A 13503-nucleotide genomic window follows, 5' to 3' on the forward strand; every position below is an offset into this window, starting at 1 on the left:
GCGCGCTATGGCGTGGGCGCAACCATCCGTGTGCGAGCCTTCCCATTCGCATTGTGTTGGTAGATTGCGTCCGGTTGACCTTGTTCGTTGAAAAACACCTGACCGATGCCCGCCGAGTTCCATAACCGTTCGCCGGCCTCGGCATGTTCCGGAACATGCGGTACGACCTGCATGGTGCGACGGCGTGTGAACCAGTTGAGCGGCGAACGGGGTGAGTATAGCCAGCGGTTGAGACGGTCGAACCATTCCAGCAGGCGCCGGGGAAATTCGTTCTTGATGCCGCTGCTGGTGATCTGCCAGATCCGGGGGCCGGCATTGCGGTGGCGGATCAGCACGGCATAGACGAACGAGTAATGCACGTCACCGGAGAGAATCACGTAGTTACCCGGCGTACGCGAGTGGCGGAAAATATTGAGGATCACCTGGGCGGCGCCCCGGTGGGCCATCCAGTTTTCCGCGTCCACCAGCAGCGGGTGGCCGCACCAGCTGAAGACCTTCTGCACTGTCTCGATCAGCTTGACGCCGAAGATCGGCGCAGGCGAGACGATGATCGCCGACGGGTGGTCCAGCAGTTCCTGTTGCAGTTCGCTCAAAGCTTCCCAGTCCAGCAGGCCGGAGGGTTGCTTGAGGGTGAACTCACTGCGCCAGCGCCGGGTGCGGGTGTCGAGCACCACCAAGGCGGGCGTGCTGGGCAGCACGTAATGCCATTGTTGAAATTTGAGCAACGTGGCCAGCAAGCCATCCTGGGCGGCGGCGTCGAGATGGTTGTCGGGGACGTGAGCGGTCAGCGCCTGGATGGGCGGCACCAGTTCGACAAAGGCATCCGGGTGGTTGCCCCAACCCTGGCACAGCAGATAGGCGAGCAGGGCATTGCCGATGATGCGTTTGGAAAACGGGTGGCCGTAGGCGGTTTCTTCCCATTGGGCGCTGAGGTTCCAATCGTCGGTGATGTCGTGATCGTCAAAGATCATCAGGGTGGACAGGTGCGCGAAGACTCGCGCTACGCCGGGCAGGCCGTCGCGAAAGCGCTCGATCGGCACGTGCTCGCGCGCATAGCGCGCCGATTCGTCCGGGCTAAGTGGCGGCGCTTGGGTTTCGATCAAGGTCCAGGGCGTGGGGGACCACACCAGCAGGTACATCGCCATGACTTCGGCAAAGGTGACCAGATGGTTGTCGGCGGTGCTGCTGGTGAAAATCGGCTTTTTCACGCCGCCGAAGAAGCGCTCGCGCAGGGTCTGATTGCTGTCCAGCGCCGGCAGCAGGTCCGCGCGATGGTAATAGCTGGCGCGGTGCCCGTAGAGGCTGGCGCTGTCGTCCACCACGGCGCCTTCCAGATGTTCGTCGAACAGGCCCAGGCGCGCGATCAGTGCGTGGATCGCCCTAAGCATCGGCCCGGCCACATCGTCGGCGTAAACCTGGTCGCCGCTCATCATCAGCAAGGCTGGACGCTCATCGAGCGTGTGCGCATCGTCGAGCAGGCGATCGACGCAGAGCAGGCCGTCTTCGGCGGCGTGGTGAGGTTTGCGGCAGGAACCGTGCACGAGCTGGTGGATGCGACTGTGCAGGACAAAATGTGGTGATGGCGCGTCGGCATACAGCAGATGCGCCGCCCAATGGGCGATACCGAGGCCGTCGATCAGCAGGTCGTAGTGGATGACCTCGTCCTGAGGCAGCGCTTCGTCCAGCGGCACATCGATCAGGTGCACAAAGGCCTGGCGGCCTATGGGAATGACTTGGCACTGGCCTTGATCCAGCGGGATGTGCAGCGTGTGTCCGGCCCATTGCAGCTTCAAGGTCAGGTCCAGGGGACGACTGCCAGTCAGCCACAGCACCAGGCGCCTGGGTTCGAGACGTCGTAGCAAAGGGCCGGCAAGTACGGCGGGCAGGTTGTCGGGGTGCAGCATGCAGGGATGGGCTCCGGCCAGGCTAGAACCGGCAAGGTTAGCGCAATGAATGTCAGTGTTTTGTTAAGGCATGGGGTGTACGAAGGGCAGCGGGCTGCCCTCCGTAGGCCGCTCTAGAGCAGGTTGCCCTTGCCGAGGCTGTCCAGGCTGCCGCTGCCTCGGCGCCGGTTGTGACGTGGGGCGTTATCGGTTTGCTGGGTATCAAGCGGGAGTGAGTGGCTGTCCAGGCTGCGCTTGTTGCGTTGCAGGGCTACATCATCGTGTTGTGGGGTGGGGAGTTGCAGATGGCCTAGGAACGGACTGATAGCTCCAAGCATAAAAATATCCTTCTGTAAGTTAGATGGGCTCCGCGTCTGCGAAGCCGGGCCAAACTTATAGAGGCGCGAGGTGCTGGAGCTATAAACACCTCATGGCAACGTGTAACGGCAATGGCGGTTTAGGCCCATCGAGCCCTACAGCCGGACCGATCAGGTATGGGCATCCTGCATCACCTTCGGCACTGTGAATCGGAACTCACTGCCACGGCCCACTTCACTTTCAGCCACGATCTTGCCGCCGTGGGCCTGCACGATGCCTTGGGTGATATACAGCCCCAGCCCGCTGCCGGTGGGATTGTTTTCGGTCTGTGTCCAGTAGCGGTCGAACACATACGGCAACAGCTCTGGGGCAATACCTTCGCCGGAGTCGCGCACCGAAAACACAATTTCCTCGCCGTTGCTCATGGCACTGATGCCGATATTGCCCTGGCGCGGGGTGAACTTGATGGCGTTGCCGATCAGGTTCGACAGCACTTGGAACAAGCGCTCAGGGTCGCCTTTAATCTGCAGGCCAGGTTCGGCGTTGAATGACAGGTCGATGCCTTTTTCCATCGCCAACGGTGCCAGCAAGGAGTACGCCTCCTCGAACATCTGGTTCACATCCAGCGCCACGGGCTTGACCACATAGCGGCCGGCCTCGATTTTCGAGGTGTCGAGCAGGTCTTCCAGCAACACATTCATGCGCCCGGCGGCTTGTTGCATGGTGTCGATGGCCGAGGAAATACGTCGTGAGGTGTGTGGGCCTTCGGAGCTGAAGGCTTTTTGCATCATGCCGCAGAGCATCGAGATGACAGTCATCGGGTTGCGCAGGTCGTGGGACACCACCGCCACCAGGTCATCACGGGCGCGCACGGCCTGTTGCTCGCGCTCGACCTGGCGGGCCAGGTCGTTTTCCAGGGCGGAGCGGCGCAGGTCGTTGGCGGCGAACAGGTCGCCGTGGCTCCACTTGGTGGAGATGCCGGCCATTTCCACTTTCCAGATTTCAAACGACGTGCGTGGGCGCAGGCGCATACCAGCGTCGGAATTTTCCAGGTCCAGCGGTTTTTTCGGGTCGCCGCTCCAATTGATATTCTCTTTGACCTCGGGGCGGAACCACAGCACACCGTTGTCCACCGGCTTGGGCAGGCCCATGGCCAATACGCCGCTGGCCACTTGCTGAAACTCCGCCGCCGGAGGGTAAACCGAGGCCAGGTTATGGCTGGCGAACACCGGTTCGCCACTGGCTTGCAGCCACTTGTGCAACGCCCGGATCTGCGCCGGTTCCGGGCAGTTGCCGTAGCGGTGCAGTTGTTTGTCTTCGATGATCGCCACGCCGCCGGCCAGGGTCAGGTCCATGAGCAAGCGCGGTTGCTTGGCCAGGCCGTCGAACACGTTGTGGTCCGAGGCTTTCATGGCTTTGTCCAGTTGGGCCAAGGCTTCGACTTTTTCTTCGCGCTGGTGGCTCAGGTCCAGAGCCTCCATGGCGCTGATCTGCAGCGAGAGTACCTGGCCGATGGTCTGGCAGGCGGTACGCAGTTCGTTCGGTACCAGCAGCGGGGTGCGGTTGCCGCAACTGATCAGGCCCCAGAGTTTGTCGCCTTTCATCAGCGAAATGCTCATGGACGACAACACGCCCATGTTCTGCATGTACTGGCAATGAATCGGCGACACACTGCGCAGCGTCGCAAAACTCAGGTCCAGCGGTTCGCCGGTATCTGGGCGCAATTTGGGCACCAGCGGCACCGGCGTGTAATCGGCGTTCGGGATAATCCGCAGCCAGTTGGTGCGGTACAGCTCGCGAGCCTGTTCGGGGATGTCAGACGCAGGGAAGAACAGCCCGTTGAACAATTCCATGGACGGAGCGGATGCTTCGGCAATCACCTGACCATGGCCTTCTTCTTCGAAGCGGTAGATGAGCACCCGGTCATAACCGGTCATGGCCTGGATTTCCGTGACGCTGATGTCGTACAGCGCCGCCAGGGTTTTTGCCGACTGCAAGCGGCGCAGCATCTTGCCCAGATCACTGGTGCGACCGTTCAGGGCCCGTGGTTGAAAATCCTTGAGGTGGGGTTCGAATTCCAGCACCAGCACATTTTGGTGGCGGTGCAACAAACCTTCGAACTCAGCGCCGTTGAGCGTCACGTGCAGCGGCGGCGCATCGGTAAAGGTGTTGAGTTCGGCCATGGCCTGCACGGCCTGGGCGTGTTCGGTGCCGATCAGGCTGTGCAGCGGCTGGCCCAACAGCGCCTCGGGCGTGCGGTTGAACAGCGTAGCGACGTTGGCGCTCACTTGGATGATCTTCAGGTCTGGCTCGGACAGCGTCAGCAGCACACCGTGAGGCTGAATCGCCCCAGGAAAGCGAATGGGTTCGTCGGCGCAGTTGGCAAGCAGCTGTTCAAAATCTTGGGGTTTCATAGCAGTACCTCCTGGCTGTCGAGCCATCGCTCAAAGCCGCTGAATGTCGAACGGGCGGCATGTACCGCGAGCTGTTGGGCTTCGGCGTCTAGCGCCTGAATGCCCAGATAATCGAGAAAGTCTTTCCAGCGCCGGCCCGTCTCAGGGCCATACACATCAAGAAACGCGCCACCGTTGGTGGCATCGATGCCAAAGCGCTGGGCCATTTCCCGGCGCAGCACCTGGCCGCCCAACGTTGCGCCTTCGAGCACATACAACACACCGAGGCACGCCGCAGGGGTGTCGAGGCGCGGCAGGGCGGTGCAGTGGGGCAGGGCGTTGATAGCGGCGTCATCCAGGCCAAGACCGTGCAGGTCGCTGACCAATGTTGGCGTTTTCACACGCAGGGCAGTATCGAATCCCGCCGGGATCAGCCCACTGGCATACAGCGCCGCTTCAATGGGGGCGTAAAACCCGTGATAGGCCTGCAGCAGGCGCCGGTAGCCGTCGGCATCCAGGCGCTCGGAAAAAAATGGCAGACGCTTTTCCAGCGCAACGTGCAACAGGCTGGTGCCTGTGCGTAACGCGTCAAGCAATGAGGGCGCACCAACGTCATGGGCCTTTGAAAGCATGCAAATAGCTCGAGCTGTGGGCCTGCCGGCCATGAATGACGCGTGGAAATGGGCGACGATTCTACACAACTCATGGCCATTGACTGTACGCACAAGGCGAAAAGCCTGACCAGCGGATCAGAAAAGTCGCTCCTTGCCTTATGACTGACCTTACAAAGTACCGTGAAGTTCGGTTGAGGTGATATTGCGGCGCTATCAGTGCAGAGACGAACCTTGCTGGGTCAACGCTGTTTGCACGCATTCGATCAGATGCTCAGTGCTCCATGGCTTGGGCAGGAAACGCACGGAACCGCCGAGTTCTTCAGCCATTTTTGTATTGCCCGAGGTCAGCAGCACCCGCACTGATGGCCAGCGATGGGCAACCACTCGGCTCAAGTCATAACCATTGAGCAGGCCAGGCATTTGTATGTCGCTGACAATCAGGTCCACGGGGTCGTCCTCGCGTTCCAGGTAAATCATCCCTTCATCCGCTGAGGGAAACGACGTCACAATCGCGCCGAAATCCTCCAGTACATCCACCATCAACGCCCGAATAATTTCGTCGTCTTCCAATACCAAAATCGATGGCTGAGCCATGATCCTTACTCCACCATCAGGGTTCAGTTAGGTGGAGTGGAGCGCAGCGGTATAGGTTCGATTGGATGTGTCCCAGGCGATGGGTGGTCGTTCAGGGTGTCTAGGTTGCGTGTTTGCACCGATGGTATTGCAGGCGGCGGTGATCCGGATGGAGATGCCAGGCATAATTCCCGCAACCGTCGATGTGGAGTCGCCCATGAAGTACGCCTTACTGACCCTCGCCCTGATTCTCAACACCGCCCCAGCCTTCGCCGCCGGCGATGCCGAAGCCGGCGGTAAGCTCTTCACCAAGACCTGCGGCGGCTGCCACAGCATCGGCGAAGGCGCGCGCGGCGGTTTCGGCCCGCAACTCAATGGCATCATCGACCGCCCCGCCGGCACCACCGATGACTACCAGTATTCCGACGCGATGAAAAACTCCGGCGTGGTCTGGACCCGCGAGAAACTCGCCGCGTACATCGAAGACCCCAAGAAGGTAGTGAGCGGCACGCGGATGATCTTCTGGGGTATCAGCGATCAGGAGAAGATAGAAAATATCCTGGCGTATCTTGAGACGTTCCCGTCCAAGTAAGCACTCCTTCGCCAGGCGATACTTCTGGCCGATTGATCACGTCAGCAAATGCTTGGAAATCAGCCGCGAGATTTCCACAATCGAGGTCTTCCCAGTGAACTCGAATTTCACTTTGCCCAGGGATGAAAAGTAAATCTCCAACTCCGAATCCAGGTCGAAGGTCCCGGACGTTTCCACCGAATACGCCACGATGTTTTTGTACGGCAGTGATGTGAAGTCCTTCTTACTGCCGGTGATGCCTTGCACGTTCACCGCGATGATGCGTTTGGTGGTGAATACCACGCCGTCGCGCATGGCCTTGTAGGCATCCACCACTTCTTCGCCATCGAGCAGCAGGGCCGAGACGCGTTCGGCGTATTCATTGTTTTGTTTGAGTTTGAAGAAGCCTTTGTTGTTGAAGTCGATCATGTAACGGTCCTTGTGGTCGGTCTGTGACGCCGCATAAGTTGACACTCATCGCGGTCAGGCGCGTTCCTTCAATGGAAGGTGTCACTGGATAGCTTTGAGGTAATGCTTGAGTGCGTCGAGCGGGGCATCGAGTTCCTCCAGGGTAGAGGCTTTTCGAGTGTCGGCGGCCAGTCTCTCCAACTCACGCCCCAACACCGTCTCCGTTCCGCCCAACGCCTGCAGCGCCTGCATCACGCATTCATCGAGCTTACGTTGAATCAGGCGCAAGTCCCCTTGGCGCACCAGCAATCCAAACACTTCACGCTCATACGCGGCCATCGCCGGGTCGTCGCGCAATACCGGGCTGCCGCCGTCGGTTTCATGCACCAGTTTGAGTGCGAAGAGCGCAACAGCTTCCAGCGTCAATTCCATGGTGGGGCTTCCTCGGTGTGCGGGCGGAGCGCGATGATCACTGTTCTGCGGCTGAAAAAAAAGACCTCAAACGCTTGCACCTCAAGCGCTCCGCGGAACGATATTAATTAGCCATGTTCCAACCCGCCGTGCCCAGCTCGCGCAGCCAGCCAGTGGACCGGTGCGATGTTGAATCGGCACGTTTGACTCACTTACAGGGACGCAAGTACTTATGCAGCCATCCTCCACACCTGATTCATCCGCCACCGGCGAGCTGATCGCGAGCTTTCGCCATGGCAAAGGTTTTCTCATTTTCAGCCTGATACTCGGCGTTGCGCTGTTGGCGCTCGCGGGATTTGTGCTGTATCTGGGTACGATCCTGCCGCCGGGTAATGAAGGGCCTATCGGTGTCACAACGTCCCGGGGCATGACGATCAACTTCAGCAGCGGGCAGTCGCTGATCAATCTCACCAGTGGCTTTCTGGCCATTCTTGGGCTGTGTGTATTCGGCCTTTACGCCTGGCATAAGAAATTGCGCAGTACCGCTTACGATGTGTACGAGCATGGCATCGCACGCATCAACCAAGGCCAGCGCGACTACACCCCGTTTATCGAGATCCAGGACTTGTATCTGTTCAGCTCCGGGCAAACGGTGATGACAGGCTTGATCACCAACCTGGCCTACCGTCGCACGGCCGCCGAGCCGTTTCATCGCGTGATTGAAAGCCTCAAGGGTTTTCAAAAATTCCAGCAATTGGTGCGCGAACTGCACGTCCGCGCGCGCATGCCGGGAGTGCTCAGTGTGCTGGAGTCGGGCGGGGCGGTGACGTTCAATTGCATCAGCTCCGGCCAAGTGTGGGGCAAGCGCATGAGCGGTAATTTCCTCAAGATCACCACGGCGCCCATCCTGGTGAGCGCTCAGTGCCTGGAATACCAGGGCCGTAAGGTGCCGATGTCGTCATTGCGCAGCGTCGACCTCAACGCCTGGAGCGAAAAAGTGGTGATCAAAGACGACAGCGGCCAACCGGTCCTGTCGACCATCGCCACCGGCATCCTGAGCCACGACCTGTTCCTGCATGCGCTCGACGCAGTGCTCACGGCTCAAACCCAAACGCGCGAGCTGGCGTGAACCGCTCGCGTAATCGTTGATTGTGCATAAAGGGATTAAACGATGATCTATCGCGGCGCAGGCTGGCTGACGCTGTTCACACCGGTTGCCATGATTTTGTTGCTGATGGTGTTGTGGCCCGACCCCAGCGTCAAGCCGGGCAACACCTCGTTGACGCAACTGCTGATGGGCGTGGGGATCGGCTCGGCCATCAACACGGTGCTGGGTTTTGTGCTGAATAGGGAAGTGCATGAAGATGGCGTGCGCCACCATTTCTTTTTCTTGCCCATGCAATGGCCGGCACTGGCGATCACACTGGCGTGCGTGGTGATTGCGCTGTTCAAGTAAGTTTACCGGCCGCCCGGCAAGGGCGGCCGGTTGTGTAATCGGGGCCGATTACGACTTTCCCCTCTGCCGCTTCGAGCCTAGCTCCTACAGTGAACTGTGTTTCAGCTGAAAGAGGCGCTGAGCAATAAATCAGCAGACTGCCCACTTTTCGACAGGCGAAAAAAAAGACCTTGAATTTCAAGGTCTTTTTTTAAGATGGTGCCCCGAGGGAGACTCGAACTCCCACTCCTTTCGAAAACGGATTTTGAATCCGCCGCGTCTACCAATTCCGCCATCAGGGCTCAATGGCGGCGAAGTATAGAGAGGTGATTACCGTTGGTCAATCACGTTTCATGGTCAATTTTGACTATTTCCGCTAGACTTCCCGGCCCTGCTAGACGAACCCCATCATGCGCGTTGCTGACTTTACTTTTGAGCTCCCTGATTCGCTGATCGCTCGCCACCCTTTGGCCGAGCGGCACGCCAGTCGACTGCTGACCCTGGACGGGCCAAGCGGTGCCCTCGCACACCGTCAATTCACTGATTTGCTTGAGCATTTACGCCCAGGTGATCTGATGGTGTTCAACAATACCCGGGTGATTCCGGCGCGGCTGTTTGGCCAGAAAGCCTCCGGCGGCAAGCTGGAAATTCTGGTGGAGCGGGTGCTGGACAGCCATCGCGTGCTGGCCCATGTGCGCTCCAGCAAGTCGCCGAAACCGGGATCGAGCCTTCTTATCGATGGCGGTGGCGAAGCCGAGATGGTGGCGCGTCATGATGCGCTGTTCGAGCTGAAGTTCGCCGAAGAAGTCCTGCCATTGCTGGAGCGCGTCGGCCATATGCCGTTGCCTCCTTATATCGACCGCCCGGATGAAGACGCTGACCGCGAACGCTATCAGACCGTGTATTCCCAGCGCCTGGGTGCGGTGGCCGCGCCTACGGCCGGGCTGCATTTCGACCAGCCGCTGCTGGAGGCGATTGCCGCCAAAGGCGTCGAGACTGCCTATGTGACCCTGCACGTGGGGGCCGGCACGTTTCAGCCGGTGCGTGTGGAGAACATCGAAGACCACCATATGCACAGCGAATGGCTGGAGGTCACTCAGGATGTGGTGGACGCGGTCAACGCGTGCAAGTCGCGCGGCGGGCGGGTGATTGCGGTGGGCACCACTAGCGTGCGCTCCCTGGAAAGCGCGGCGCGCGACGGCGTGCTCAAGCCGTTTAGCGGCGACACCGATATCTTCATTTACCCAGGCCGACCGTTCCATGTGGTCGATTGCCTGGTCACCAACTTCCATTTGCCGGAATCCACGCTGTTGATGCTGGTGTCGGCATTTGCCGGTTATCCCGAGACCATGGCCGCTTATCAAGCCGCCATCGAAAATGGATACCGTTTTTTCAGCTACGGTGATGCGATGTTCATCACCCGTAACCCGGCGCCGCGCGGCCCAGAGGAACAACTATGAGTCGTATGTCGTTTGAATTGCTGGCCACCGACGGTAAGGCCCGTCGCGGTCGCCTGACGTTCCCGCGTGGCACCGTGGAGACCCCGGCGTTTATGCCTGTCGGCACCTACGGCACCGTCAAGGGCATGCTGCCGCGCGATATCGTCGCCACCGGCGCCGAGATTATCCTCGGCAACACTTTCCACCTGTGGCTGCGCCCGGGCACGGAAGTGATCAAGAAGCATGGCGACTTGCATGACTTCATGAAGTGGCAGGGCCCGATCCTCACCGACTCCGGTGGTTTCCAGGTGTTCAGCCTGGGCGCCATGCGCAAGATCAAGGAGGAGGGCGTAACCTTCGCCTCGCCGGTGGACGGTTCCAAAGTGTTCATGGGGCCGGAAGAGTCGATGCAGGTGCAGCGTGACCTGGGTTCGGACATCGTGATGATTTTCGACGAGTGCACGCCGTACCCGGCCGACGAAGACGTCGCGCGGGTGTCCATGGAGTTGTCGCTGCGTTGGGCCCAACGTTCGAAAAACGCCCATGGCGATAACACCGCGGCGTTGTTCGGTATCGTCCAGGGCGGCATGCATGAAAGCCTGCGCAAGCGCTCGCTGGAAGGCCTCGACAAAATCGGCTTCGACGGCCTGGCCATCGGCGGTCTGTCCGTGGGCGAGCCCAAGCACGAGATGATAAAGGTGCTGGATTATCTGCCGGGCCTGATGCCGGCTGACAAACCTCGTTACCTTATGGGCGTTGGCAAACCGGAAGATCTCGTAGAGGGTGTGCGCCGCGGTGTGGACATGTTCGATTGCGTGATGCCAACCCGTAATGCCCGCAATGGGCATCTGTTCATCGATACAGGCGTGCTGAAGATCCGTAACGCGTTCCATCGCCATGATGATTCGCCGCTGGATCCCACCTGTGATTGCTACACCTGCCAGAACTTCTCCCGTGCTTATCTGCACCATCTGGACAAGTGCGGAGAAATGCTGGGTAGCATGTTGAATACCATCCACAATTTGCGTCATTACCAAGTCCTGATGGCTGGTTTGCGCGAGGCTATTCAACAGGGTACATTGGCCGCCTTCGTCGATGCCTTCTATGCCAAGCGCGGGCTCCCTGTGCCGCCCTTGGACTGAGTTTCCCGACCCTAAGATTCACTATTTGCAACTGGAGTGCTAAATGAGCTTTTTTATCTCTAACGCCATGGCCGACGCCGCTGCGCCTGCCGCTGCGGGCCCTATGGGCGGTGGTTTCGAGTGGATTTTCCTGGTCGGCTTCCTGGTCATCTTCTACCTGATGATCTGGCGTCCACAGGCCAAGCGTGCCAAAGAGCAGAAGAACCTGCTCAGCAGCCTGCAGAAAGGCGACGAAGTGGTCACCACTGGCGGTATCGCCGGCAAGATCACCAAGGTTTCCGATGCTTTCGTGGTACTGGAAGTCTCCGACACCGTTGAAATGAAGTTCCAGAAGGGCGCCATCGCCGCCACGCTGCCTAAAGGCACGCTCAAAGCGATCTAAGTAACAACCTTTACCAATCGACGGGGCGCGCAAGGCGCCCCGCGTTATAAGCGGGCGGCGTGATGCTGAACAAATACCCTCTGTGGAAATACGTACTGATCCTGGCGGTGCTGGCGATCGGTTTTATTTATTCCGCTCCCAATCTCTATCCTGATGACCCGGCGATCCAGATCACTGGCGCCAGCACTTCGCTGCAGGTCAATCAGGCTGATCTGGACCGCGCGAGCAAGGCGCTCACCGATGCGGGTATCCAGGTCAAGGCGGCAACATTGGCGGCTGGTGCGAAAGGCGGCTTGTTGCGCCTGACCAAGCAGGAAGACCAATTGCCGGCCAAGGATGTTGTGCGCAAGGCCATGGGCGACGACTATGTGGTCGCGCTCAACCTGGCGCAAACCACACCGCAATGGCTGCGCAGCATTGGCGCGCACCCGATGAAGCTGGGTCTGGACTTGTCCGGTGGCGTGCACTTCCTGCTGGAAGTCGACATGGACAAAGCCCTCGACGCCCGCCTCAAGGTCTACGAAGGCGACGTGAAGAGCCTGCTGCGCAAAGAAAAGCTGCGTTATCGCAGCCTGCCGCAGCTCAACGGTGCCATCCAGCTGGGCTTCTCTGACGAAGCGTCCCGTGAACAGGCCCGTGCGCTGATCCGTAAGAACTTCAACGATTTCGACATCGTACCGGCCGACCTGAATGGTCAACCTGTACTGCGTCTGGCGATGAGCCCGGCCAAGATCGCGGAAATCCGCGAATACTCCATCAAGCAGAACTTGACCACGGTGCGTAACCGCGTCAACGAACTGGGTGTGGCCGAGCCGATCGTACAGCGCCAGGGCGCCAACCGTATCGTGGTTGAGCTGCCGGGTGTGCAGGATACCGCTGAAGCCAAGCGTATCCTGGGCAAGACCGCCAACCTGGAATTCCGTTTGGCGGCTGAGCCGGGCGCTACCCGTGCTACTGCCGAAGAGTTCGAGTTCCGCGAAGGCAACCGTCCTCCGGCGCTGATCGAGCGTGGCTTGATCATCACCGGTGATCAGGTGACCGACGCCAAGGCCGGTTTCGGCGAGCACGGCACTCCTGAAGTGAACATCCGCCTGGATGGCCATGGCGGTGAACTGATGAGTCGCGCCACGCGCAGCAACGTCGGTCGCAGCATGGCGGTGATCTTCATCGAGCAACGCCCGATCACTACCTACACCAAGCAAATGGTCAACGGCGTCGAGAAAGACGTACCGGTGCAGTCGTTCAAGGAAGAGAAGAAAATCATCAGCCTGGCGACCATTCAGTCACCGCTGGGTGCTCAATTCCGCATCACCGGCCTGAACGGCCAGGGTGAATCTTCCGAACTGGCGCTGCTGCTTCGCGCCGGTGGCCTGGCCGCGCCGATGTACTTCGCCGAAGAACGTACCATTGGCCCGAGCCTGGGTGCGGACAACATCACCAAGGGTATCGACGCAGCCTTGTGGGGCATGCTTTTCGTATCGCTGTTCATCATCGCCATCTACCGCTTCTTCGGTGTCATCGCCACTGTGGCCCTGGCGGGCAACATGGTGATGCTGCTGGCTTTGATGTCGCTGCTGGGGGCAACGCTGACCCTGCCGGGTATCGCCGGTATCGTACTCACCATGGGTATGGCGGTGGATGCCAACGTGCTGATCTTCTCGCGAATTCGTGAAGAGATCGCCGCTGGCATGACGGTGCAGCGCGCAATCAACGAAGGCTTCGGCCGGGCATTTACCGCGATTCTCGACTCCAACCTGACCACATTGCTGGTCGGTGGGATTCTCTTTGCCATGGGCACCGGCCCGGTCAAAGGTTTTGCGGTGACCATGTCCCTCGGTATCTTTACCTCGATGTTCACGGCCATCATGGTGACCCGCGCAATGGTCAACCTGATCTTTGGCGGACGTGACTTCAAGAAGTTGTGGATTTAAGGG

General features: G+C 59.5%; 14 protein-coding genes and 1 tRNA gene. 7 read left to right on the plus strand and 8 right to left on the minus strand.

Annotation, left to right across the window (positions count from 1 at the left end; genetic code table 11):
- Positions 1 to 5 precede the first annotated feature (5 nt).
- The 5 genes from K1567_RS21315 to K1567_RS21335 form a co-directional block, all read right to left on the minus strand.
- Complete coding sequence (locus K1567_RS21315; RefSeq protein WP_034100486.1) at positions 6 to 1904, minus strand: isoleucyl-tRNA synthetase; 1899 nt, start codon at positions 1902 to 1904, stop codon at positions 6 to 8.
- Between the two features lie 113 nt (positions 1905 to 2017).
- Positions 2018 to 2221 (minus strand): hypothetical protein, encoded by a 204-nt coding sequence (locus K1567_RS21320; RefSeq protein WP_034100484.1) that lies wholly within the window; start codon positions 2219 to 2221, stop codon positions 2018 to 2020.
- 150 nt (positions 2222 to 2371) lie between these two features.
- Complete coding sequence (locus K1567_RS21325) at positions 2372 to 4615, minus strand: ATP-binding protein (protein WP_034100482.1); 2244 nt, start codon at positions 4613 to 4615, stop codon at positions 2372 to 2374.
- Positions 4612 to 5226, minus strand: a complete 615-nt coding sequence (locus K1567_RS21330; protein ID WP_034100480.1) for a biliverdin-producing heme oxygenase — start codon at positions 5224 to 5226, stop codon at positions 4612 to 4614. The genes K1567_RS21325 and K1567_RS21330 overlap by 4 nt, the downstream gene beginning before the upstream one ends.
- Before the next feature lie 195 nt (positions 5227 to 5421).
- Positions 5422 to 5802, minus strand: coding sequence for a response regulator (locus K1567_RS21335; RefSeq protein ID WP_034100478.1), 381 nt, complete (start codon positions 5800 to 5802; stop codon positions 5422 to 5424).
- Between the two features lie 196 nt (positions 5803 to 5998).
- Between K1567_RS21335 and K1567_RS21340 the strand changes: the two genes are divergently transcribed.
- Positions 5999 to 6373, plus strand: a complete 375-nt coding sequence (locus K1567_RS21340) for a cytochrome c family protein (RefSeq protein ID WP_184336189.1) — start codon at positions 5999 to 6001, stop codon at positions 6371 to 6373.
- A gap of 36 nt (positions 6374 to 6409) precedes the next feature.
- Here the strand turns inward: K1567_RS21340 and K1567_RS21345 are convergent, their stop codons facing one another.
- Both K1567_RS21345 and K1567_RS21350 read right to left on the minus strand, forming a co-directional pair.
- Positions 6410 to 6781 (minus strand): PH domain-containing protein, encoded by a 372-nt coding sequence (locus K1567_RS21345; protein ID WP_015885780.1) that lies wholly within the window; start codon positions 6779 to 6781, stop codon positions 6410 to 6412.
- Positions 6782 to 6862: 81 nt separating this feature from the next.
- A complete protein-coding gene (locus K1567_RS21350; protein WP_034100472.1) occupies positions 6863 to 7192 on the minus strand; it encodes a hypothetical protein in 330 nt (109 codons plus the stop codon).
- Between the two features lie 211 nt (positions 7193 to 7403).
- On the opposite strand from K1567_RS21350, the gene K1567_RS21355 reads away from it, so the two are divergent.
- Both K1567_RS21355 and K1567_RS21360 read left to right on the plus strand, forming a co-directional pair.
- A complete protein-coding gene (locus tag K1567_RS21355; RefSeq protein WP_169903787.1) occupies positions 7404 to 8300 on the plus strand; it encodes a hypothetical protein in 897 nt (298 codons plus the stop codon).
- A gap of 42 nt (positions 8301 to 8342) precedes the next feature.
- Positions 8343 to 8627, plus strand: a complete 285-nt coding sequence (locus K1567_RS21360) for a hypothetical protein (RefSeq protein WP_034100467.1) — start codon at positions 8343 to 8345, stop codon at positions 8625 to 8627.
- A 196-nt stretch (positions 8628 to 8823) separates the two neighbouring features.
- Here the strand turns inward: K1567_RS21360 and K1567_RS21365 are convergent.
- Positions 8824 to 8908 (minus strand) — tRNA-Leu (locus tag K1567_RS21365).
- 108 nt (positions 8909 to 9016) lie between these two features.
- Between K1567_RS21365 and queA the strand changes: the two genes are divergently transcribed.
- The 4 genes from queA to secD all read left to right on the plus strand — a co-directional run bounded on the left by queA (position 9017) and on the right by secD (position 13500).
- Positions 9017 to 10066: a tRNA preQ1(34) S-adenosylmethionine ribosyltransferase-isomerase QueA gene (gene queA, locus K1567_RS21370; protein ID WP_034100452.1), complete on the plus strand. Its 1050-nt coding sequence runs from the start codon at positions 9017 to 9019 to the stop codon at positions 10064 to 10066.
- A 5-nt stretch (positions 10067 to 10071) separates the two neighbouring features.
- A complete protein-coding gene (tgt, locus tag K1567_RS21375; protein WP_010565220.1) occupies positions 10072 to 11187 on the plus strand; it encodes a tRNA guanosine(34) transglycosylase Tgt in 1116 nt (371 codons plus the stop codon).
- A 43-nt stretch (positions 11188 to 11230) separates the two neighbouring features.
- On the plus strand, positions 11231 to 11569 hold the full coding sequence (gene yajC / locus K1567_RS21380; RefSeq protein WP_010565221.1) for a preprotein translocase subunit YajC: 339 nt from the start codon (positions 11231 to 11233) through the stop codon (positions 11567 to 11569).
- Positions 11570 to 11631: 62 nt separating this feature from the next.
- Positions 11632 to 13500 carry a protein translocase subunit SecD gene (gene secD, locus K1567_RS21385; protein WP_034115037.1) on the plus strand — a complete coding sequence of 623 codons (1869 nt, stop codon included), beginning with the start codon at positions 11632 to 11634 and terminating at the stop codon, positions 13498 to 13500.
- The last annotated feature ends 3 nt before the right edge of the window (positions 13501 to 13503 follow it).

Source organism: Pseudomonas sp. S5F11, from assembly GCF_019641515.1.
In the GTDB taxonomy this organism is placed as follows: domain Bacteria; phylum Pseudomonadota; class Gammaproteobacteria; order Pseudomonadales; family Pseudomonadaceae; genus Aquipseudomonas; species Aquipseudomonas rhodesiae.